Origin of the sequence: Vibrio aestuarianus (genome assembly GCF_012395185.1) — a bacterium.
Taxonomy (GTDB): Bacteria; Pseudomonadota; Gammaproteobacteria; order Enterobacterales; family Vibrionaceae; genus Vibrio; species Vibrio aestuarianus.
In genome coordinates this window covers 36952-59844 of sequence record NZ_JAAZTU010000003.1, presented here as the reverse complement: position 1 = coordinate 59844, position 22893 = coordinate 36952, and the positions used below count along the sequence as shown (strand labels likewise).

The 22893-nt window shown below is 43.8% G+C and carries 22 protein-coding genes; 8 read left to right on the top strand and 14 right to left on the bottom strand.

The window, feature by feature from the left end:
• The first annotated feature begins 5 nt into the window (after nucleotides 1-5).
• Nucleotides 6-833, top strand: coding sequence for a phage integrase (locus HGG78_RS01925; protein WP_338326104.1), 828 nt, complete (start codon nucleotides 6-8; stop codon nucleotides 831-833).
• A 118-nt stretch (nucleotides 834-951) separates the two neighbouring features.
• Here the strand turns inward: HGG78_RS01925 and HGG78_RS01920 are convergent, their stop codons facing one another.
• Nucleotides 952-1392, bottom strand: a complete 441-nt coding sequence (locus HGG78_RS01920) for a YcgN family cysteine cluster protein (protein ID WP_053310177.1) — start codon at nucleotides 1390-1392, stop codon at nucleotides 952-954.
• 154 nt (nucleotides 1393-1546) lie between these two features.
• On the opposite strand from HGG78_RS01920, the gene HGG78_RS01915 reads away from it, so the two are divergent.
• Nucleotides 1547-1795 carry a YkgJ family cysteine cluster protein gene (locus tag HGG78_RS01915; protein WP_080996331.1) on the top strand — a complete coding sequence of 83 codons (249 nt, stop codon included), beginning with the start codon at nucleotides 1547-1549 and terminating at the stop codon, nucleotides 1793-1795.
• A gap of 133 nt (nucleotides 1796-1928) precedes the next feature.
• Here HGG78_RS01915 and recR read toward each other — a convergent pair whose 3' ends face one another.
• From recR to HGG78_RS01885, 7 genes are all read right to left on the bottom strand, one after another.
• The gene (recR, locus tag HGG78_RS01910; protein ID WP_053310178.1) at nucleotides 1929-2528 is read right to left on the bottom strand and encodes a recombination mediator RecR; all 600 of its coding nucleotides are present in this window, start codon (nucleotides 2526-2528) and stop codon (nucleotides 1929-1931) included.
• 18 nt (nucleotides 2529-2546) lie between these two features.
• Nucleotides 2547-2876, bottom strand: coding sequence for a YbaB/EbfC family nucleoid-associated protein (locus HGG78_RS01905; RefSeq protein WP_053310179.1), 330 nt, complete (start codon nucleotides 2874-2876; stop codon nucleotides 2547-2549).
• A gap of 84 nt (nucleotides 2877-2960) precedes the next feature.
• Nucleotides 2961-5102, bottom strand: a complete 2142-nt coding sequence (gene dnaX / locus HGG78_RS01900) for a DNA polymerase III subunit gamma/tau (protein WP_172531925.1) — start codon at nucleotides 5100-5102, stop codon at nucleotides 2961-2963.
• Nucleotides 5103-5123: 21 nt separating this feature from the next.
• The gene (gene apt / locus HGG78_RS01895) at nucleotides 5124-5669 is read right to left on the bottom strand and encodes an adenine phosphoribosyltransferase (protein ID WP_053310181.1); all 546 of its coding nucleotides are present in this window, start codon (nucleotides 5667-5669) and stop codon (nucleotides 5124-5126) included.
• Nucleotides 5670-5822: 153 nt separating this feature from the next.
• Nucleotides 5823-6188 carry a DUF454 family protein gene (locus HGG78_RS01890; protein ID WP_172531970.1) on the bottom strand — a complete coding sequence of 122 codons (366 nt, stop codon included), beginning with the start codon at nucleotides 6186-6188 and terminating at the stop codon, nucleotides 5823-5825.
• Between the two features lie 45 nt (nucleotides 6189-6233).
• Nucleotides 6234-6365 (bottom strand): hypothetical protein, encoded by a 132-nt coding sequence (locus HGG78_RS19115; protein WP_255091196.1) that lies wholly within the window; start codon nucleotides 6363-6365, stop codon nucleotides 6234-6236.
• A 194-nt stretch (nucleotides 6366-6559) separates the two neighbouring features.
• The gene (locus tag HGG78_RS01885; RefSeq protein ID WP_172531924.1) at nucleotides 6560-7678 is read right to left on the bottom strand and encodes a response regulator; all 1119 of its coding nucleotides are present in this window, start codon (nucleotides 7676-7678) and stop codon (nucleotides 6560-6562) included.
• 237 nt (nucleotides 7679-7915) lie between these two features.
• Here HGG78_RS01885 and HGG78_RS01880 point away from each other — a divergent pair, with 237 nt between their 5' ends.
• Nucleotides 7916-8791 carry a LysR family transcriptional regulator gene (locus HGG78_RS01880; protein WP_172531923.1) on the top strand — a complete coding sequence of 292 codons (876 nt, stop codon included), beginning with the start codon at nucleotides 7916-7918 and terminating at the stop codon, nucleotides 8789-8791.
• A 58-nt stretch (nucleotides 8792-8849) separates the two neighbouring features.
• Here HGG78_RS01880 and HGG78_RS01875 read toward each other — a convergent pair whose 3' ends face one another.
• The 3 genes from HGG78_RS01875 to fadI form a co-directional block, all read right to left on the bottom strand.
• On the bottom strand, nucleotides 8850-9398 hold the full coding sequence (locus tag HGG78_RS01875) for an NAD(P)H nitroreductase (RefSeq protein ID WP_053310185.1): 549 nt from the start codon (nucleotides 9396-9398) through the stop codon (nucleotides 8850-8852).
• A 120-nt stretch (nucleotides 9399-9518) separates the two neighbouring features.
• Nucleotides 9519-11642, bottom strand: a complete 2124-nt coding sequence (gene fadJ / locus HGG78_RS01870; RefSeq protein ID WP_172531922.1) for a fatty acid oxidation complex subunit alpha FadJ — start codon at nucleotides 11640-11642, stop codon at nucleotides 9519-9521.
• Nucleotides 11642-12949, bottom strand: a complete 1308-nt coding sequence (gene fadI, locus HGG78_RS01865) for an acetyl-CoA C-acyltransferase FadI (protein WP_172531921.1) — start codon at nucleotides 12947-12949, stop codon at nucleotides 11642-11644. Before fadI ends, fadJ begins: the two co-directional genes overlap by 1 nt.
• Nucleotides 12950-13471: 522 nt before the next feature.
• Between fadI and HGG78_RS01860 the strand changes: the two genes are divergently transcribed.
• From HGG78_RS01860 to cobO, 5 genes are all read left to right on the top strand, one after another.
• Nucleotides 13472-14047: a sigma-70 family RNA polymerase sigma factor gene (locus HGG78_RS01860; RefSeq protein WP_080996332.1), complete on the top strand. Its 576-nt coding sequence runs from the start codon at nucleotides 13472-13474 to the stop codon at nucleotides 14045-14047.
• Nucleotides 14040-14765: a DUF3379 domain-containing protein gene (locus HGG78_RS01855; RefSeq protein WP_172531920.1), complete on the top strand. Its 726-nt coding sequence runs from the start codon at nucleotides 14040-14042 to the stop codon at nucleotides 14763-14765. Before HGG78_RS01860 ends, HGG78_RS01855 begins: the two co-directional genes overlap by 8 nt.
• Before the next feature lie 244 nt (nucleotides 14766-15009).
• Entirely contained in the window at nucleotides 15010-16281 is a 1272-nt protein-coding gene (locus HGG78_RS01850; RefSeq protein ID WP_172531919.1) for an outer membrane protein transport protein, read from the top strand.
• 300 nt (nucleotides 16282-16581) lie between these two features.
• Nucleotides 16582-17901 carry an outer membrane protein transport protein gene (locus HGG78_RS01845; protein ID WP_172531918.1) on the top strand — a complete coding sequence of 440 codons (1320 nt, stop codon included), beginning with the start codon at nucleotides 16582-16584 and terminating at the stop codon, nucleotides 17899-17901.
• Nucleotides 17902-18027: 126 nt separating this feature from the next.
• Nucleotides 18028-18633, top strand: coding sequence for a cob(I)yrinic acid a,c-diamide adenosyltransferase (gene cobO, locus HGG78_RS01840; protein WP_172531917.1), 606 nt, complete (start codon nucleotides 18028-18030; stop codon nucleotides 18631-18633).
• 52 nt (nucleotides 18634-18685) lie between these two features.
• On the opposite strand, the gene HGG78_RS01835 is transcribed toward cobO, so the two are convergent.
• The 3 genes from HGG78_RS01835 to apbC all read right to left on the bottom strand — a co-directional run bounded on the left by HGG78_RS01835 (nucleotide 18686) and on the right by apbC (nucleotide 22786).
• Nucleotides 18686-20815 (bottom strand): AsmA family protein, encoded by a 2130-nt coding sequence (locus tag HGG78_RS01835; RefSeq protein WP_172531916.1) that lies wholly within the window; start codon nucleotides 20813-20815, stop codon nucleotides 18686-18688.
• 83 nt (nucleotides 20816-20898) lie between these two features.
• Nucleotides 20899-21540 carry a uridine kinase gene (gene udk / locus HGG78_RS01830; RefSeq protein ID WP_053310194.1) on the bottom strand — a complete coding sequence of 214 codons (642 nt, stop codon included), beginning with the start codon at nucleotides 21538-21540 and terminating at the stop codon, nucleotides 20899-20901.
• A 169-nt stretch (nucleotides 21541-21709) separates the two neighbouring features.
• A complete protein-coding gene (gene apbC / locus HGG78_RS01825) occupies nucleotides 21710-22786 on the bottom strand; it encodes an iron-sulfur cluster carrier protein ApbC (protein WP_053310454.1) in 1077 nt (358 codons plus the stop codon).
• Between the last annotated feature and the right edge of the window lie 107 nt (nucleotides 22787-22893).

Here is a 22893-nt window from a genome sequence, read left to right as displayed (position 1 = left end):
AGTAGGTGGGGTTAAATCGACGCTTACCCTACAACAAACTGAAAGTGATTGGCTTAGCCGTTGATGACCCGCTCTATCACAAGTTCACTCCTGCCATGTTCACGGAATATCGCACTCGTCGCTTAGCTGGTGATGTGACTGATTTGAATGGTCGCAACGTGGCGGTTTCTTTTCGCACCTGCAACAACGAACAAGATTTGCTGAATGCAGTCATTGTAGAGCTGCAACGCATGGGCGAATGGAAAGGAGAAAACCCGCTGCGTTCTGTTCGCCAGTTCAAGCTGCATGAATCTGAAATGGAATTCCTGACCATTGAAGAAATGCACGACCTAATCACCAAAGCAGAGAATTACGAATACCATGACGACTTACATAAAGTAATAAAACTATGCCTAGCTACAGGTGGTCGCTTTCGTGAAACTGCGTCACTTACAGGTTCCCAGTTGAGCCAATACAAAGTTACCTTTACTCAAACCAAAGGTAAAAAGAACCGCTCAGTTCCTATTAGCCCAGAGTTGTATGAGGAAATTTATAAACCCGGCTCTGGCCCATTGTTTGGGATTGGCTATTCAACCGTGTACCGCTTCATTTCCAGAAATATTCCACGGCTAAAACAACAAGCCGCCCACGTTCTGCGCCACACGTTCGCCAGCTATTACATGATGAATGGCGGCAACATTATTGCCTTACAACGAATACTTGGTCATGCCGATATAAAGCAAACTATGCGTTACGCTCATCTGGCACCTGATCACTTAGAAGATGTGCTGAGTAAGAACCCGCTAACAAGTTTGAGAAGGGAGTTTTCAGCAGAGAAAGAACCTGCCGAATGACCACAATGTGTGGACAAAAAATGCCCACATCGTGACCACAAATTTTCATGATATATGGTTTTATTGGGCTTTATTTGGGTTTAGCCGTTCCATAACCCATTGAAAACCCTTGATACACCTACTGTCGTGAAGGGTGGTTCAAAATGTGGTCTTCCCAATCAATAACATCGATTTCATAAACCACTTTATTACGGACACTTTCTTGCGCGGCGTGCATCGCTTCTTTGGAGCCAGTGATTAACGGATGCCACTGTGGTAGAGACTGCCCTTCCGACATTAAGCGGTAAGCGCACGTATCAGGTAGCCAGTTAAACTCATCAATTTTATCGCGGGTCAGTTTTAAACACTCTTCACCTGAATTAAATCGATTTGGGTAATCTTTGCACGAACAAGTATCGCTGTTTAACCAACTGCAAGCGACATTGGTGTAATACACTTCATCACTATCTTCATCCATTAATTTGTGTAAACAACACTTACCGCACCCATCACAAAGCGACTCCCACTCTTGCTCAGTCATTTGCTCTAGGGATTTAGTTTGCCAAAATGGTGTATTCATAGGATGACTTCTTACTTAACGACTAACTTAACGAATGGGGGCGTGTTATACCGCTGTGGCGTAGAAAATTCAAGGAGAAAAATCCACCACAGACGCTGCGATTCCTACTAATATCTGCTAGGATGCGTGCCTAATTTATCTCTCGGACAATGTTATGGAATGCCGACTCGGTTGTGGTGCATGCTGTATTGCCCCTAGTATTTCTTCATCAATTCCAGGCATGGAAAATGGTAAACCGGCAGGAGTTCGTTGCATTCAACTTAACGACGATAATCTATGTAAGTTGTTTGGCAAGCCAGAACGGCCCAAAGTATGCCACCAGTTTAAGGCTTGTCCGATAATTTGTGGCAACACAGCCCAAGAAGCACTACAGAACATTACTGAATTGGAGCTTTTAACCTAGCTACCTCTTGGTTGAATCATCATCAAGAGTAGCCATTCATTTCTTGAAAAAGACCAACCAATAAAACGTTCAATGAAAAAGCCGCTGGCGATTATCACAGCGGCTTTTGATCTTTAGAGCGCGTTCAAGCGAATTACAACTTTTGCCGCCCAAGTAGCGAGTGAGACAACGTTGTGCCATCGACTAGCTCAAGCTCTCCACCAACAGGTACACCATGAGCAATACGGCTTGCGGACACTTGGTGAGCTCGGCACAATTCAGCAATATAGTGCGCGGTTGCTTCACCCTCGACTGTTGGATTAGTCGCTAGAATCACTTCTGAAATGCCACCACGCTGTAAACGATAGTCCAAAGTATCCAAACCGATATCACTCGGGCCAATGCCATCTAATGGCGACAGATGGCCCATAAGCACGAAATAACGCCCAGAATATTGGCCCGTAGCCTCAACAGCGGCAATATCCGCTGGACTTTCTACCACACACAGCTGGCCGTTTTCTTGGCGCTTAGGGTTGGTGCAAATATTACACGTTTCTTCTTCAGTGAAAGTTCGGCACTCACTGCAATGACCAATTTCTGTCATCGCTTGGCTTAAAGCATCGGCCAGCTGTAAGCCGCCTTTTCTATCGCGCTGTAACAAATGAAAGGCCATACGTTGAGCAGACTTGGGGCCAACCCCAGGTAGACAACGTAAGGCCTCCATCAAATGCTCCAGCATATGACTGGTACGCATTAAAAACCTGCTTGTTGGTTAAAACGGCATTTTCATACCTGGCGGTAGTTGCATACCACCAGTTACTGAAGCCATTTTTTCTTTTTGAGTTTCTTCAACGCGACGTGCTGCATCGTTAAATGCCGCTGCGATAAGATCTTCAAGCATCTCTTTGTCATCTTCCATCAAGCTTTCGTCGATCTCAACACGACGTACGCTGTGGCTGCCAGTAATAGTGACTTTTACAAGACCTGCGCCAGATTCACCAATCACTTCCATATTTGCGATTTCTTCTTGAAGCTTTTGCATGCGATCTTGCATTTGCTGGGCTTGCTTCATTAAGTTGCCCATACCGCCTTTACCAAACATGTTTATCTCTCTGGTTTCATTGGGTGTTTCACATAAAGTGGGGTTACTAAACTATAGATTCAACCCCACACACGGTTAATTTGATTAAATTGGTCTCACACTATCGCGGTCAAGCTCAGCTTCAAAGCGCTTTTGAAGAAACACCACACTAGGGTCGCTCTCCAAACTGGCAAAAGCCTGCTCTAACCTTGCTTGGTACAGCCGTTCTCTAAGCTCTAATGGTGTTTCACCTTGCTCGCCGATCGTCACACTAAGATGACACTCTTCATTAAGCACTTCATTGAGCGCTTGCAATAATTCACTTTGCGCTCGTTCGGTATTGAGATGAGCTTGGCTCGCTCTTAATGTCAGCTCGATTGATGAGCCTGATTTATGATAGACAGAGTTTAACGCCAGTTGTTCAACCAATTTTGCTGTATTCAGTTTTTGAATCAATGCTGCCCACGGGTCTTTGGCTACCGACTCTTCCAACAACTTCGCCGCCATTTCAGGGGTTTTAACATGCTCCAAAGCTTGTTTAATTTGAGTGGGTGTCAGCTCAGTTTTCTGTTGTGGCTCAATGACCTCAGTCTGTGTTGGACGCCATTGATAAGGTTCATTACCAAGAGGTTGGTCGCTCTCCGTCTTGGTTTTTGATGCAGGCGACATCCGTGCTGATTTACCGTGCGACGCAACGCGTTCAAGCACAGATTCAGGTTGAGCAGATGCCGCATTAGACTTTTTTCCACCGTTCCTTGTTGGATTAGAACCTTTTACTGGTTGAGCTAACCCTTTACGCTGAGAGCGCAATTGATGGCGTAACCCTGCTATCGGTGAAACCGACTGTGCTGGTGGCGGTGTGGCCGGTTGTTGAGAGACTGGGGGTGCTGATGACGCGTGCGAATATGCTTCTGGTACATAGTCCATTGCATTAGAGTCATCATAATTCATGTCAGAATAGCGACTATCGTACTCTCGATCCGCCTCGTAGCTAGGGTAGCCAGGTTGCGGTTCTGTCGATACTACCGGCTGCGCAGGAGTAACATTTGGTCTGGGTGCGGTTTGAGATGGAGCTGCAACACTAGAAACTGGTGCTGACTGTTGAGCTTGAGGTTCGCTAGGTTTAGACACATCTGTGCTAATAGTATTGACCAGCGACACTGACGCAGGGCGAAACGCCATCATACGTAAGACAATCATTTCTAAACCAACACGCGCCGTCGGTGACAAAGCTAAATCTTCGCGACCTTTCAACGCAATTTGGTAATAAAGCTGAACATCTTGTGGGCTTAATGCTTTGCTCAATAACTGAATTTTTTCAGCATCTGGCTGCATTTTATCTAGTGTGGCAGGCAATGTTTGATACATCGCAATACGGTGTAATTGCGTCGCGATTTGCTGTAACAAACCATCCCAATCAACGCCATGTTGAGCTAAAGACTCTACACATTCCATCGCGGTTTGTGGCTGCTTACTGCTGATAGCTTGCAGTAAATTCAGTGCTTGGTCGGTATCTAACGTGCCAAGCATTGGCGCAACAACATCGACCATAACCTGATTATTGCCTAAAGCAATCGCTTGGTCGGTTAAGCTCAGTGCATCACGCATACTGCCGTCAGCGGCATGCGCTATCATACCTAGCGCTCTGGATTCACAAGCCACTTGTTCGACTGATAGAATATGCTCTAGCTGTTCATGGATTTTTTCAACGCTAATTGGTTTAAGATTGAACTGTAAGCAACGCGATAAAATAGTAACAGGTAATTTTTGCGGGTCAGTCGTCGCAAGTAAAAACTTCACATATTCAGGTGGCTCTTCCAACGTTTTAAGCAAAGCGTTAAAACTGTGGCGAGAGAGCATATGAACTTCATCGATCAAATAAACTTTGAAGCGACCACGTGCAGGTTTGTACTGCACGTTATCCAGTAAATCACGAGTATCTTCAACTTTAGTGCGTGATGCAGCATCAATCTCTAAGAGATCAACAAAGCGTCCTTGGTCAATTTCACGGCATGTATCACATTCACCACAAGGAGTGGCGGTGATACCCGTTTCACAGTTTAACCCTTTGGCAAACAATCGACCGATGGTCGTTTTTCCAACACCACGAGTGCCGCTAAACAGATAAGCATGATGCAATCTATTTTGTGCTAATGCATTTTCAAGCGCCGTCAAGACATGAGCTTGTCCGACTACTTCATTAAATTTCGTTGGTCGCCATTTTCGCGCTAAGGCAAGATAACTCATGAATACTTCCAGTTGGTTGACTTAGTGACCTTCAAATTCACAGATACTATAGACGGTTAGTCCCATTGCTTGTAAACGTTTGTCTCCACCAATTTCAGGTAGATTAATCACAAATGCAGCATGGTCAACTTCACCCCCTAATTGACGGATCAATTTGGTGGTCGCTTCAATCGTGCCACCCGTCGCAAGCAGGTCATCAACCATCAGAACTTTATCGCCTTTCTTAATGGCATCGACATGAATTTCCAAGGTATCGGTGCCGTACTCTAACTCGTAAGACTGGGCAACCGTTTCTCGTGGCAATTTACCTGGCTTACGTACAGGTACAAAACCAACGCCTAACTCCAACGCAAGTGGTGCACCAAATAGGAAACCACGCGCCTCAGTGCCCACGACCTTGGTAAAGCCCATGTCCTTATATTTTTCAACCAACAATGCAATGGTCGCTTGGTATGCCTGAGCATCTTCTAGCAAACTGGTGACATCACGAAATAGGATGCCCGGTTTTGGATAATTAGGAATACTTTTGATGCTTGATTTGATCAGAGAGATAGTTTCAGTTGTCATAACTTAATTTACTTCGATTGGCTCATAGACCCCAAGGCTTATACAGGCTTAGAGTGGTAGAGCGTGAGCTCTCAGCACTATCGATATGCCAATATATCTAGTCGCTGAAAAAACAAACGCCCACTCGAAGAGTGGGCACACTTCTCTATAATGCTAGTGATTTTCTTGTTGGTTAGCAACCTGCTCATGAACTGGAAGGCGAATAAACCAAGTGATCAATCCCACAAGCATGATAAACAACATGATTTTTAACCAAGAATGAGGAACAAACCAGATAGAAAAAGCAAAACTCGCGATAATCCATACGCAACCACGTTGCTTAACTTGTTGAGAGACAGCACGATGCTGTTGCCAGTTATCAAGTATTGGACCAAATATACGGTGATGGTGTAACCAATAATGAAAGCGAGGGCTGCTTCTCAAAAAACAAGCACTGGCGAGTAAGATAAATGGAGTCGTTGGGAGTAGAGGTAAGAAAATACCGATAATACCTAAAACTAAGCTAAGCCCGCCAAAAATATTAAGAAAGATATGACGAATATTAATGACGAGCTCCGTTCAAAATTAAAAACCTGAATAACCGTTAAATACACGAATCCAAGTCAATGTTGCAGGTAAAGTCGGGATCAAAATGACGGCGATTAAGCCTAAAAAGTAAAAAACATTATAAGGTTCTTTAAAATCTTTGTCTGCCATTGCTACTTCTCTAGTGTTGGGTGACTGTTTTCTCCGCTCTTTTTATCAATTAGGGTTAATGAAAAGTAAACGGATTTGGTAATTATTGTTTTAGGCGCAAACTATACCTCAAACACATCACCACAAACACAGAGTAAAATTAGGGTTATTAAAGTCTAATAACGACTAGCGAATTAATCAGCTTCACCGATCAGTCAGGCATCTTTGCCTTGATAAATATCCAGTTTAAAGCTGCTGGAACCTAATCGATTACTTGATAGTTGGCAGGCTGAATTAATCGGTAAATCCTTGGTAATAAAATTTTTCAAACAGTTTTCACCTAAGTTAACGCCAGGTGCTATGTGTTGGTTGATGTAGCCGTTAGACCACTGGCAGTCCAAACCAGCCGGCAACAGCGAAACCGTTCCTTCAGAGAGATCCGCAATACCAAATAGCGCTTTGACGGAGTTGGCCGATTTAGCGCACTCAATCCCCTTTTCCAATATCTCAGCCATATTTTTTAGATCAGCACTGAAGCTCTTTAAGTTACGCAGATAGTCATGAAATAAAGCTCTGACCAATAAGGTCGACGCAACACCATCGTCATAGTAATTATTTGAATCAACTAAGTAAAAAGCAAATTGCCCATTCATTAGCCACGCATAATCAAAGACCAAAGGCATCACATCAGCAGACTGTAAAAGTCGATAACTGCATTTCCAACTTCCTTGCGAGGTGTCTTTATCCGGTAACAAGGCGTGAAGCAAATCTCTCGCAGCATTTGGATTATCTTGTAAATACTCGAGATGCCAATGTAATTCCTGCTCTTCAGGAACATCGCCATCATCATCAATACGAAACCACTGAGTTGAGAAGTCACGTTGATCCGCCAAACGACTGAATGAATCTTCTAGCGTACTTTCAATCGCACAACCAAGATGTTGGTGGTTACCAATTGGTTTGGGTAGAAAATCTTTGATGCCAAAGCGCAAGGCTTTGGCGACATCAGACATTTCATCGGTTGCAGAGACCACAATCAATGGCATTGAGGGGTATTCCAAACTCACTTCTTCAACAAATTCAATACCATTTAACACTGGCATTGCAAGATCACAGACAATCAGATCGGGTTCTGCATCTTTTAATTTGCGTAAGCCATCAAGGCCATTTTCAGCTTCAAGCACTTGATAGCCCTGAGAAGCCAAGTAGCCACTGGTGATATGCCTGAAAATAGGATCATCATCAACGAGCATGATAAGCTTCTGGTCGATGTGGGTATTCTCTATAAGTTTTTGTGCCGAGCGCTCACCGACTTGACTGTGAGATTTGTACATAGCTATCGCCTCACAATGCTTTTAAAAGCGGTTATATTATTGTTATAAGATGGATTGATACGATACTTTATAAGGTAGTCTCTAAATAAGATTTATACAAATGTTCCACTTTCTTTTAAGGCTACCTACTATATGTATTGAATATCACTTTTCGTCAAACAAGTTGATATGACTCAAACTTTGACAAATGATATACGTATAAATTACTCAAATTCGCAAAATAATGTGTCAGGAATAATGAAATTAGATGACCTAAACCTATTTCGACTGGTTGTCGAAAATGGAAGCTACACCGCCACTTCACGCAAAACGATGATCCCAGTAGCGACCATTACCCGACGCATTCAAGCACTTGAAGATTCGTTGAATCTTAGGCTGTTGAATCGCCATGCTCGGAAACTGTCGCTAACTGAAGCCGGCGAACGCTTCTTTCAAGAGTGCTCACCTTTACTGCACAGACTCGCGGCAACAACTGAAGAGCTCACTGACGAATGCCGAGGGGCCTCAGGTAAACTCAAAATATCCTCACCATCCAACGTGACCAAGCGCATGATGATGCCCATCTTCAATGCGTTTATGAATCAGTACCCTGATATCAGCATTGAACTCACCACGAGCAATCATGCAGACCAGCTTGACCCAACTGAATGGGATGTCATTTTCAGAGTCGGGCCACAAAGAGACTCTAGCCTGATTGCCCGAAAAATTAATGAAGTAAAAGATATCTTAGTGGCAAGCCCTGCTTATCTGGCTAAACATCCGGCCCCCATTCATGCAGAAGAGCTCAGTAACCATTCATTGCTTAAAGGTCACCCTCTAATGAAGTGGCAACTGACGAATAACAAAGGGGAAAGTATAGTTAATAACGACAAAGGCCGCTTTCAAGCAAACACCCTCAATGTTGTTCGCAGTGCCTGCTCTGAAGGTCTGGGTATTACTTTGATGCCAGATGTGATGATAAAGGAGTTTATTGAAGATGGAAGTCTGGTGCGAGTGCTACACGATTGGGTAGCAAACCCACGTGATATTTATATGCTTTACAACCACAAAGATCATTTACCTGAAAAAGTCCGTTTATTTATCGATTTTGTGATTGCCTATCACACTGACTAAATTCTAGATTAAACGTTTTGTTGTCTTGTAAGAGACCCAGCCTGACTGGGTCTCTTTTCTATAAGAATTCTACAAATTTGCTCAAGTCACGCTCTGGCACTTTCAACGCTGTACATCCTGGTGTTCCTAGATATAAGAAGCCAACGATTTGATCTTCCCCTTGCACAGAAAAAGCTTTACGCACCTCAGGATGAAACATCCAATTACCTGAACGCCAAATGCCTTGAAAACCTTGTGCTACTGCGGCCATTTGCATAGCTTGCACCGCGCACCCAGCCGACAAATGCTGCTCGAATGCAGGCACTTTGTCATGTGCGGTCACTTTGGCAATGATGGTAATGACCATCGGTGCTCTAAAGGGCGCATTTTTCACTTTTTCGATCACCACCGCTTCACTGTCATCAGCTTGTGCTGCTGCCGCTAAAATATTGGCGAGTTTATTCAAGCCACTTCCCTGAGCGATGACAAAGCGCCAAGGTGTTAAACCGCCGTGATCAGGTGCTCGTAGACCCGCTTTAATAATATTTTCCAATACCTTGCCTTCAGGTGCGGGTGAGCTGAGCTTAGCAATGGAGCGTCGGTTCAACAGCAGTTCTAATGCATCCATTTGAAATCCTTCTTTACTTCATTATTGTTTTTTCATCTTATAACAAATGAGAATAATTCGCACAAAAAAAAGCGAGGGGCAATCCCTCGCTGTTAGTACTTTAAGTTAGAGTCATTGCGATTAAGGATAAAAACGCTCATTTAATCCAGCACGAGTCAATAAACCATCGCACGGTGCAAATTTATCGCCATACTTTTCAGCATGTTTGTTCATCATTTCAACTAACTTATCGATACCTATTTGATCCATATAACGGAATGGCCCACCAAGGAAAGGAGGGAAACCAATACCGAAAATAGCACCAATATCGCCATCTCTAGGGCTACGAATAATGCCTTCATCTAAACAACGAACCGCTTCATTGAGCATTGGTAATACACAACGCAGTGCCATTTCATTGTCGCTCAATTTCGATTCCGGAGTCAGCTTCAGCAATTTGTAGACCGACTTATCCACTTCTTTTTTCTTGCCTTCGTAAGTGTAGAAGCCTCTGCCGCTCTTACGGCCTTTACGGTTATCGTTCAACAGTACGTCAAATACATCAGGACCTTGGAATCTTGGCCCCAACTCCTTGACCAGAATCGGCATAATTTTCGCTCCGATATCGACACCAACCTCATCTAACAAAGTGATCGGCCCAACAGGAAATCCAAAATCAAGCAATGCCGTATCGAGCTTTTCAATCGGCTCACCCGCCATTAATACTTGCGCGGCTTCATTCATGTAAGGGGCAAGAATACGGTTCACATAAAAGCCAGCACAGTCTTTAACAACAATCGGTGTTTTACCTTGTTGGCGAGCAAGTGCAACCACGGTAGCCACCGTTTCTTCCGAAGTTCCTTGATGAGGAATCACTTCTACCAACGGCATTTTTTCTACTGGGCTAAAATAATGCAAGCCGATGATATTTTCAGGACGAGCCGCTTTCTCCGCAATTTGATAAATTGGCAGTGATGAAGTATTGGTAGCGAAAATGGTGCTATCTTTTGCGTTTTGCTCAATATCTGCAACCATCTGCTGTTTTAGATTTAAATCTTCAAATACCGCTTCAATTACTACGTCAATCTGCGAATAGCTAGTAAAGTCCGTTCCACCAGACAACTGCGACATTTTCGATTGTAGTTGTGCCTTAGACAAAATGCGGCGCTGACGCTGTTTATCAAACAACTTGTAGTTGTAATTCAGCGCGTTCAAAACACCATCATTAGAAACGTCTTTAATGCGTACTGGCACTTTCGCTTTTGAAGCCGTTACATGACTAATGCCAGCCCCCATCAAACCGCCCCCTAATACACCAACACGCTGAACGTGTTTAGGTTTGGCGCTGCTGCCCGTTTCTTTTTTCATCTCGGTCGTCGCGAAAAAGATAGAGCGCAAGGCTTTTGATTCAGAGCTCATTACTAAATCACCAAAACGCTTTGCTTCTAACTCCAATCCGGCTTTAAACCCATGCTCTAAACCGTGTCGAATTACATCTAAAATTGCATCAGCCGCAGGGTAGTTTCCGCGCGTCTTTTGTTTAGTTTTTTTCGCCGCTTGATCAAAAATCAACTTACGCCCAAATTGAGTATGAGACATCAGCTTTTCTTTGGTTGCAACCTTCTGTTTGTTCTTATTTTTTCCTGCATTATCGATAACAAACTTCTGCGCTACATCAAGCAAAATAGTTTCAGGCACGCAGGCATCCACCACACCCAGTTTCTTGGCTTTTTTTGCTCTTAACTGCTTGCCAGTCAAAATCAAATCAAGTGAAGGGAGCAAACCAATTAAGCGAGGTAAACGCTGAGTGCCACCCGACCCTGGCAATAAGCCGAGTTGAACTTCAGGCAAACCTAAACGCGTTTTATCGGAATCCGTACACACACGGTAGTGACACGCTAATGCTAGCTCTAAACCACCACCTAAGCAGGGACCATGAATCGCAGCAACAACTGGGAAAGGAAGATCAGACAAGGTTTGAAACATGTCCTGACCTTGTTTCGCTAACGCTGCTGCTTCCGCTGACGATTGGCAAGCGTCCAACATGCGAACATCAGCGCCTGCAATAAAGTTGTCTGGTTTAAGTGAGTAGACAATCATCCCTTTTAAGCTGTTTTTTTGCGCGTCCAGTTCTGAGAAAATGGCTTGCATCTCTTCAGCAAACGCCGCTTGCAACGTGTTCATTTTCTCGCCTGGGACATCAATAGCGAGCCACGCGATATTTTGCTCATCAATGGTCAAATTAAAGGCTTTTGCTGTGTTCATTATTCAACCTCCAAAATCATCGCTGCGCCTAGGCCACCAGCCGCACATGCCGTATTCAAGCCTAACCCGCCCCCCCGGCGTTTCAGCTCTCTTAATGTCTGTGTAATCATACGTGCACCAGTTGCTGCAAAGGGGTGACCATAAGCGATAGAACCACCTAACACGTTGAATTTATCCATATCAATTTCACCGATAGCTTTCGCTCGACCTAAATGCTGTTGGGCAAATTGGTCACTCGCGAACATTTTCATATTGGAAAGGGTTTGCGCCGCAAAAGCTTCATGCATATCAATTAGTGTAAGGTCGGAAAGTTCGATACCCGCGCGCGCCAAAGCAAGAGGAGTCGCGTAGGAAGGCCCCATAAGCATGTCTTTTTCTACCCCAATCGCAGAAAAGGCGTATGAGCGGATATACCCCATGATCTCTAGACCGAGTTCTTTAGCTCGCCCTTCGCGCATCAATATAAGCGCGGCAGCACCATCAGTTAGTGGTGTACTGTTGGCTGCGGTTACGCTGCCATATTGGCGATCAAACGCAGGACGTAGCTTGGCATAGCCCTCTAAAGTGGAGTCATGACGAATATTGTTGTCTTCCGCAATCCACTTTTTATAAGGTTCAGGAAAAGCGGTCATCACTTCGCCCTGAATTTTACCCTCTTTCCACGCTTGCGCAGCTAAGGTATGGGAACGATGAGCCAGTGCATCTTGCTCCAAGCGACTGATATTATGTGACTTCGCCATCTGTTCCGCCGTTTGCCCCATCGATAACCCAGTCGAGTATTCTGCAACAGCAGGAGGAACTGGCATTAAGTCTTTGAAGGAAAGCGATTTTAATATATTGAGTTTTTGAGCAACCGTTTTAGTTTTACTCAGTGCGAGAAGGCCTGCGGCAAGCTTTTTAGAGACACCAATTGGCAAAACAGAAGAAGAGTCAGCACCACCCGCAATACCGATATCAATGGTTCCAGCCATGATACTTTCAGCCACATTAACCGCGGCTTGAAAACTAGTGGCACAAGCACGTGTCACGCTGTAAGCGTCGGTGTGGATATTCATACCAGTGCCTAACACGATTTCACGCGCAATATTCGGCGCTTCCGGCATTTGGACCACTTGCCCAAAGACCAATTGTTCAATCAATTTAGGATCAATATCCGTACGCGCTAACATCTCACCAACGACCATTTTTCCTAGGTCGACGGCGGGAACTTGGCTAAATTCGGTGCTTTGACGCGCAAAAGGAGTGCGCAGCCCCGCTACAATTGCAACACGTTCACCCGAGCGTGTTTTGACTTCCTGCTTGCCCATTGTTTCTCCTTACAATAAGAGGTCTGACCTGCGCATTGTAACGAGATTGTTAAAACAATCAAACAAGTGTTTAAATAAACGTGATATTCGCATCGAATCTAGGCAAATCCCGATAAAACAACGGAAGAAAAACATAAGACAACTCGAGAAGATAGCCCTCTCATGGTCGCGGACGCGCTCTGGTATTGGAGAATTTTAGGCAAAAAAAAACCACACAAGAATGTGTGGTCGGAATATATAAAGCAATTAACTTACGCCAATTGAAATAATCAGTTTCCTGATTAGGAGAAAGTAAAGTCAGCCTTCAAAAGGAAGTGTCATCTTGCTCAACATGTTAGTCGCAATGACTAACGAGATGACAAGGTGTACTATAGCGGCTTCAGGTGATGACTTTTTGAAGTAGATCAATTTTATTGTGATTTATTGAATGTAGCGGAATGAAAAAGCCGCAAAACTTGAATTTCCATAACACACCGTATTCCTATGCTAAACGCATAACGTTGGTATAAAACCACAGAGCAGATGGAGGCTCATGTGTCGATAATAAAAATGTTTGGAAAGAAAAAGGCCAGCCCCCCGGTCAATAATGATATGGACAGACAAAGAAAATATGAAGCGCTCGTGCGCGCCTATCATCGGGACCTTTACCGATATGCCTACTGGCTGTGTAAAGACAAGAGTATTGCAGAAGATTTGGTGCAAGAGACCTGCCTGCGAGCTTGGAAATCTCTTGATAGTTTACTCGATGAAAAAGCAGCGAAATCGTGGCTAATCACGATTCTGCGTCGAGAGAATGCTCGCCGATTTGAGCGAAAACAATTTGATTTGGTCGATATTGATGACTATAGCGGCGATGTTAAAGTCAACGACGATCCTCATCACCAACAAGAATGGTTACAAGCGCAGATCATGAAATTGGATATTGAATACCGAGAACCACTTTTTCTGCAAGTGATTGGCGGGTTTAGTGGTGAAGAAATTGGCGAGATCTTAGAGCTCAATAAAAACACAGTGATGACTCGCTTGTTTCGAGCTCGCAATCAATTGAAAGAAATGTTGGATTCTTCTGAAACTTATAGAGGGCAGCAAAATGGATGATTTAGAATTTCGCCGCCGCGTGATGTCAGATCCAAAACAGCGCGATAAAGATCTGATCGATGCCGTCTCTGCGAATGAAGCGAACAGTAAATTTTTAGATGATGTGCTCAATCTAGACACGAAAATTGCCGCTGCCATGAATGTTGATGTGCCTGATGACTTAGCCGATCGCATCTTATTTAACCAAACATCCGTAGCCGATAATGTAGTTCGAGCAACTTTTGCAAAGCAAGCCATGGCAATGGCCGCTTCTATTGCTTTTGTTTTCGGGTTACTCGTAGGTCAAGTCAATTGGGGCAACTTAATCGTACCACCTGCGCAAGCTAGCCTTGTCGATACGGCAATCAAACACGTTATTGATGAAGATGGGTTTGTCAGCACTCTTGATGAACAGGTGAATTCAAGCCAGATCAACGCCAAAATGCTGCCTTTTGCTTATCAGCTCAATCATAATTTTCCGTACCATGTTTACTATTTAAACCATTGTGGATTTGGTCAAGCAAATGCCCTACACATGGTATTTCAAGGCGAAAAAGGCAAGGTAACGCTATTTTTAGCTGGCGTTGCTAGTGATCAACCTGCCAATTTCACCCAGCAAGGCATGAATGGCATTATCGAACCAATGGGTAACACAAGCCTTATCCTTGTCGGAGAAAAAGGTGAAGATGTCGCCAACATCGCCAAAAAACTGATGCCAATGCTAAAACCTGCCAGCTAAATCACGTTCCGACTCACATCGAGTTGTGGGTCGGATTTTTCCGATAAAAATAGAGTCAAAACTCTAAAATAAAGCATTTTATAAGCTTTTCCTGCCAGATAGACATCATTTCTGCAATTTTATCATCCAACTAGACAATGGTCGGATTTCTATCTTCTACACTAGAGTCTAGTATCAGCCACCAAACTGAGCTATTGCTCAGACAACGCCCATTAGAGGCGACGATGTTAAAAGGAAAAGCACAATGAACAAGACGCGTCTGTTTAAAAAATCTCTACTCGCTGTAACTGTAGCTCTCGCTTCACAACAAGCACTTGCAGCAGGTTTCCAACTCAATGCACAATCAGCCACCGGCCTAGGTCGTGCATTCGCAGGTGATGCCGTTATCGCCGATAACGCATCGGTAATGGCTCGCAACCCAGCGGCTATGGCTCTGTTTGACAAAATGGAGTTATCCCTAGGTTTCGAAAGCATTACCACAATGATTGATGTGAAAGATGCAAAGTATATGGGGCAATCAATTCCTGATGTGGATGATGTAGGCGGTACATCTGTAGCTCCAAATATCCACTTAATTGTTCCAGTGAATGACAAATTTGCGTGGGGTGTTAATGCTTACACTAACTTTGGTACCAAAACTGAATTTTCTGACTCATATTTGGCTTCAGAATATGGCGGTTTAACTGATGTTAAAAGCTTTAACTTCGGTTTGGCTGGTTCATACCGTATCAATGAGCAGTGGAGCATTGGTGCTGGCCTAGATCTGATCTATGGTCAAGGCACAATGAAGCGTTACGCTAGTGCAACATTAGCTGCTGGACTATCGCAAAAGCTACAGACGACAATTCCTGCAGGAACGGCTCTTCTAGATGTTGATAAAGCCGATGGTTGGGCTGTTGGTTTTAACTTAGGTACAGTATACGAATTAGACGAGAATAACCGCTTTGGCCTTGCTTACCATTACAGTCCGGAATTTGAAGCAAAAGATGATTACGGTCAAAAAATCGTCCTACCACTTCCAGATATCGCAGAATTCTCTGGTTTTCACAAAATTCAAGACACCAAGTTTGCTGTCCACTATAGCGTGCAATGGATTGGTTGGGGTGCCTTTGATCAAATCGACTTTAAAAACCTAGATGCTTCACAATCACCTATCGCAGCAATTCTAGCTGGTGGCGGTACTTATGGTAAAGAATACCAATGGCAAGACGGCTGGCACTACGCAATCGGTGGTACTTACTATCTAAATAACGATTGGACAGTGCGTGCTGGCTATATGTACGACACTAGTGCACAAGACTCACTAACTTCAGTTTCTGTACCAGATTCTGACCGTCAATGGTTCTCGGCTGGTTTCACTTACAATATTGATACCGCTTCAAATATAGACTTTGGCTTCACTTACTTATTAGGTGACGATGTAAGCGTTAAAGAAGATTCTGCCGGTACTGTACTAACCGCAACAACTCATGCAGATGCAATCCTAGTCGGCTTACAATATAGCCGCAGCTTCTAAACAAAACGTTCATTAGCAAAGCATCAATAAAGGGCTGGTTTTCCAGCCCTTTTCAATACTGTAACAGCATACCCTCGCCTAATTCAGCTAACAGCTGTACCTTTATAACCTTAAACCACGCTACAAATGTTCGCTGAAAAATAGAAACACTTTCATAACAAGCAGAGTATTCGACTTAAAATTCTAGATTTTAAAGATTTTACTTTCAAAAATGGGAAATACACTGCTTTATGTTTTTAAAGTATTAGCTCTAACCTTAGAATCCTCCCACCAAATTCAAATATTTCAGCGAACATTATAATGAAATCAAATAAAACTCTTCTTTCACTCGCAGTGGCATGTGGACTATTCAGCGTATCAAGCGCATCCCAAGCAGCAGGTTTCCAACTTGCTGAATATTCTGCAACCGGTCTTGGTCGTGCTTACGCTGGTGAAGCAGCCATGGCTGATAATGCCAGTGCACAATGGCGTAACCCTGCCATGCTGACTTATTTGAAAGGTACGCAAATTTCTGTGGGTGCTATTTACGTTAACCCGAATGTAGATGTTGACGGTAATGTCAATTTCTACGGAAACAACATTGCCGCGCAATCGGACGACTTTGCACACGACGCGGTGATTCCTAACTTCTACCTATCACATCAGGTCAATGAAAAACTGGTGCTTGGCTTGGCTCTGGGTACTAACTACGGCATGGAAACAGAGTTAGATAATAACTTTGCAGCAAGCCATTTTGGCAATGAAGCCATGGTTAAAACTATGGAAGCGAATGTTAATGTTGGTTATCAAGTGACCCCAACGGTTAGCATTGGTGGTGGTGTTCGCTATGTCATAGGTGAAGGGCATTTTGGTGCGACAGCAGCCTCAAATAATGTTGTAGGAACTCATCCTATTACAGGTGCACCAATCTCTGTAGCTAAAGGCACAACACTAAAATACATGGAAGGTGATGACACATCTTGGGGTTGGCAAGTGGGTACCGCTTGGCAAATCAACGATAACAACCGCATTGGTTTCACCTATAAATCAGAGGTAAAACTGAAACTTGAAGGGCACGCTGAAGGACTTGGCTTTGGTTTGTCATCAGGTCAAAAGCTTGATGGCTTTATGAACCTAAACCTACCTGCAACCGCAGAATTAGCCAGTTTCCATCAACTCAATGACAAACTTGCTCTGCATGCTAGCATTAACTGGACAGACTGGAGCAGCTTTGACAAGCTCGAAGCCGAACTGGTAGGCAGAGCCCAGCCATCTGAAGTGAAAATTGAAAATTGGGAAGACAACTATCGCTTCGCGCTAGGTGCAACTTATCAGTTAGATGCAAAATTGGCATTGCGCGCTGGTGTTGCATACGACATGGCGGCAGTGAGCGATAAAAACCGAACCATTACTATCCCAGAAACAGACCGTACTTGGCTAAGTATTGGTGCTGGTTACGCATTTACTGACCAATTCACCCTAGATGCAGGTTTCACTTACATCCTAGCGAAAGATGCACCGATTACTGAATCTCGTGGCTATGCCTCAGATGATGCAGCGGAAAAGATCGGTGGTCAGTTTGTGGGTACAACGACAGGTAATGTATGGATAATTGGTGTGCAAGCCAATTATCGATTCTAATATCTAGCGAAACATTCAAGGCCAGAGCACTGCTCTGGCTTTTTTATTCCTTGTTATTTCGATGGTTTTTGCTGCCGAGTAGTTGAGATATGATAGCGACAATACTATTAATGAACAGGATTGGGCATGTCTACCGAAGAGATTAAAAATGAACGCCACAAGGCTCGGCAACAGAAAGTAAAAGAACAAGTCGATGCAAAAATTGCCGCCGCCCAGCAAGAAAAAGGCTTGCTGTTAATTATTACGGGTAATGGTAAAGGTAAATCAACTTCCGGCTTTGGCACCATTGCTCGTGCGGTTGGACATGGAATGAAATGCTCGGTAGCGCAATTTATTAAAGGAACATGGGCCAATGGTGAGCGTAATTTATTAGAAAAACTGGGGGTCGAATTTCAAGTTATGGCCACCGGTTTTACTTGGGAAACACAGAATAAAGAGGCTGATACACAAGCTGCGCAGTCGGTATGGCAAGAATGCAAACGCATGCTCAAAGATGAATCGATTGATGTGGTGCTATTTGACGAGCTGACTTACATGGTGAGTTATGGGTACATTGATTTAGATGAAGTGGTCAGCGCATTAGAGCAACGTCCGAAAATGCAGTCCGTTGTCATTACTGGTCGTGGAGCACATCGCACCTTAATTGAAATGGCTGATACGGTCTCAGAAGTTAAAAACGTAAAACATGCTTTTGAGTCTGGGGTAAAAGCCTTAAAAGGTGTGGATTGGTAGAACGAAGATAGCCTCCTCATCTGAGGAGGCTATAAAGATACCTATTCAAGAATTAGTTAAATAATCCTTTCAATAAGCTATCCACGGCTTTTTTGGTTTTCTCATCTTTGATCTCGACGCCTAATTTTTCTAAACCACGATCGATCTCTTTTTGCGCTTTTTGCTTAAGCACGTCATCAAACACTAGCTTAAATTTAGGATCAGCCCATTTTCCTGACACATTGATAGGAATGGTCACATCGCGAAGTTCATCGATATCTTGACCACCTTGACCTTCGAGTGAACCAACAATTGAAGTACTGACTAAGAAATCTACGGTTTCATCAAGATAATTCGCTTTACCTTCACCGCGAATTCTTAGCAACGGTGATTGCATCGCTAGGTTATTGGTAGAAACCTCACCTTTATTCAGTGTCAATGTCGCGGTCATAGCGCTAAAGTCTGTTTTTTGCACAGCATCACTTTCTACTTTTTTACCTTTGATTTTGGCGTAATTGCTACGAATCAAGTGCGCGATATTGATGCCATTGACTGCTCCATCTGCAAAATTAATCTTTACCGTACCAACAAGGTTCTTTTTGATGCCCGTCGGTGTCAAGCTTTGACCTTTGACATCCACATCAAAATTTCCCGTCCCTTCTAACATTTCGCTATTAGCGACATCTTTCAATAGTGGCAGGACTTTCACACCCTTTATGTTTTTCTTCACACTGTAGGTAGCCGGAGTTTTAGTTGCATCTAAACGAGCCGTCGCTTGGATAGAGCCTTGGTACAAATCAGATGTAAATGACACCAAATCGGCAATACCGCGGTTAACACTAAAATTGGTTTTGACATTTTGCAGGTGAGCATTGCTTGCTTTGAACTTATCAATCACCACCACACCTTTTACATCCAATGTTTTTAATGCGCTTAGATCTGGTTCAATCTCAGGGGCAGCAGTAGCCGTTGCCGCCTTATCGGTAGTCGATGCAGCCGGCTGAGTGCTTCCACCTACTGGCTTACCCGCAGGCTCGGCTGTTGTTAAACCCAAAAACTCATCAAGATCGATATTTGGGCTGTGAAGATTAAAACGAACTTTAGGAATGTCGGCTAACGTAACATTAGCATCACCATCAAAGTTCAAGGCATTGGCTGTAAGTTTATTTAACAGCACATTGAGGTAGCCTTTTGTGATATCAAAACTGATATCCGAGCTCAGCCCGACCTTCATCGGGTTTTGCGGTAAACTCGCCCCTTCTAGATTGGCATCCAACGTTAACTTATCAACTTTCACCAAGCTGATGGCTTTATCAACGGTAAGCTGGGCGCTCCCTTGTGCATCTAACGCTAGATCAGCAGCTTTGCCTTTCACGCTAAATGAAAGGTCATTTGCCTTATCAAACTCAAAAGTCGCTAATTCGACTTTCGCAGCATCAATTTGGTTTGACGGGTCACTAAAATTCGTATCAAGAACGATATTCTTTAATGCATATTCTTTGAAACCAGCAGCCAATTTAAACTCTGCTCGGCCTGTTGCGGCAAAATTTTGTTGGTTATTTTTGCCTTTGGCAGCAAAAGTCATTGATGTCCATTGATCAACCGCAAACTCAGAAAGATTGAGAGCCACATCATAGAGTTTTGTATGCGTACCCGCTTTGCGATCTTGTATTTCAAGTAACGCATTTTCTACGCTAATACCTGCAAGGTTAATGCTCCACTCTTGGGCCGGACTTGCAGAATTATCGCTATTCTGTGCATTCTGCGAAGGCTTTTCATCTGATGAAGCTTGAGTCGTTTGAGAGGCTGCTGGCTGAGTCAAACTATCTAGATTTGAGCGACCATCTTTGAGGGTTTCGAGGTGAAACTCCGCCCCATTTAAGCTGATATTGCCAATTTCCAACTGCTTATCAAGCAGAGGCATAACAGAGATATCAATACCAACTTGCTCCACTTTAAACAAATTTGCAGTGGTAAAACCTTGAGGGTTTCTAAGCTCGGTTCTGCCTAGTTCGAAGCCGATGGAAGGGAAGAAACTCCAGCCAATATTTCCTTCGATCACTAAGTCTAAGCCAGTTTGTTTTTTGGCTTGCTCCACGATCAATGGTTTAAATTGGTTAGGGTTAACCAAAAGAACAAGTGCGAGCACGGCCGAGATTAACACACCGATAATGATGGCAATGAAAAGAAACAGTTTTTTCATCAGCTTTTTCCTTGCTTATGTTTAGATACAAAAAGTGGCACATAAAGTGCCACTTGTCTGCTTAAAAATAAAGACCACTAACGTTAAGATTTCAACAATTTAGCAATGTGGGCTTTCAATACATCAATGGCAATACGGTTTTTACCACCGCGTGGAACAATAATGTCAGCGTACTGTTTTGACGGTTCAATAAATTGCATAAACATCGGACGAACCGTTTTTTGGTACTGCTTTAAAACAGACTCCATAGTACGACCTCGTTCTTCAACATCACGCTTAACACGGCGCAATAAACAGATATCCAGTGGTGTATCCATAAATACCGTGGCATGCATTAAATCACGCAAGCGAGGATCAGTAAGAAGCAAGATACCTTCTAAGATGATCACTTTTTTCGGGGTGAGCGTTGTCGTTTTATCAGTACGAGTATGCTCAGTATAGCTGTACTCTGGCACTTCAACCGCTTCGCCGCGAGTCAATTTTTCTAAATGTTGGCAAAGAAGGTCGTGATCAAGTGCACTCGGGTGGTCGTAGTTTGTCTTTACACGCTCTTCCATGCTGAGATGGCTTTGGTCGTTGTAATAGCAATCTTCCGTAATCACACCAATTTGGTGGTCGCCCACTTTGGCACGAAGTTCATTATATATCGTGCTTGCTATGAGGCTTTTTCCAGAAGCTGAAGCGCCAGCAATACCTACGATGACGCATTGATTATTATCAGACATTATTTTTGCACCCGATGTGGTTTGGTGATGAAAATAGATAAACTGCCCGATTATAGGGACTTAACCGATGTGATGCCAGTCAATGCTTAGACTTTAAAGCGGGTTTTATTCGAATGGAGTAACAAAGCACCAAGCAAACGTTTTCGTGCGTTACATGGTGCTTAACGGGCTATTCGACCAATGTAAAACTGATTGCATCTGGTTTGGCTATACCTTGCCAATACAGACGAGAGCAGACATGATCAGCTAACGCCAAGTAATGCTCAGCGTGCTCGCTTTCTGGTCTTGCGACTACCGTAGGCTTACCTTGATCAATATCTTCACGCACAGTGATGTGTAACGGGATTTGAGCGAGCAAAGCTAAACCATACTCACTGGCGAGTTGCTGCGCACCTCCCATTCCAAAGATATGCTCTTTCTCGCCACAGTGACTGCAAATGTGGTAGCTCATGTTTTCAACTAATCCAACCACCGGTACATCCACTTTTTCAAACATCGCCGCTCCCTTACGTGCATCCGCAAGCGCAAGGTCTTGTGGTGTCGTCACAATCACCGCCCCTGTTACAGGAATTTGCTGAGAAAGCGTTAATTGAATATCCCCCGTGCCCGGCGGCATATCAATCACGAGGTAATCCAATTCCGGCCACTCAGTTTCATTGAGTAATTGTGCTAGCGCTTTTGAAGCCATTGGCCCTCGCCAAATTGCCGCATCGGCTTTATCAACCAGATAGCCAATTGAGTGAGTATAAATGCCATGCGCAAGGATCGGCTGCATCCACTTATTGTCTCGCACTTCTGGTTTCGCATCTTGCTTACCAAGCATCATCGGCACTGATGGGCCATAAATATCGGCATCTAACAAACCGACTTTAGCGCCAGAGTGAGCAATTGCTAACGCCAAATTAACTGCGGTCGTTGATTTCCCAACCCCACCTTTTGCTGATGTTACAGCGATAATATTCTTTACCCCGTTTACACTGTGGGCAACTTTCGTTTGCAAGGCTTTCGGTGCGATAAGCACATCAAAACTAAATTCCACTACTTCTTTGGCTTGCTGTTTTGCTGTGATCCACTGAGACAACGATTGAACCAATTCACTCGCCGCAAAAGGTAGTTGAATGTTAAAAATACCCGCAGCAGAAATGGAAACCAAATTAGGCTGATTTGCCCAACCAGAAATCAGATAAGGATGTTCAAATTGGTTCAACCAATCGCAAAAATCTTGTTTAGACGTGAACTGATGCATACGCTCTCCTTTTTTGCTCATGCTATCACTCTCCTTTGTCTGACAGAACCCTAAAAAAGTTGCGGGATTCCTTAAGCGCACGCCTTGGAGTCATTCGCTTCATAAGG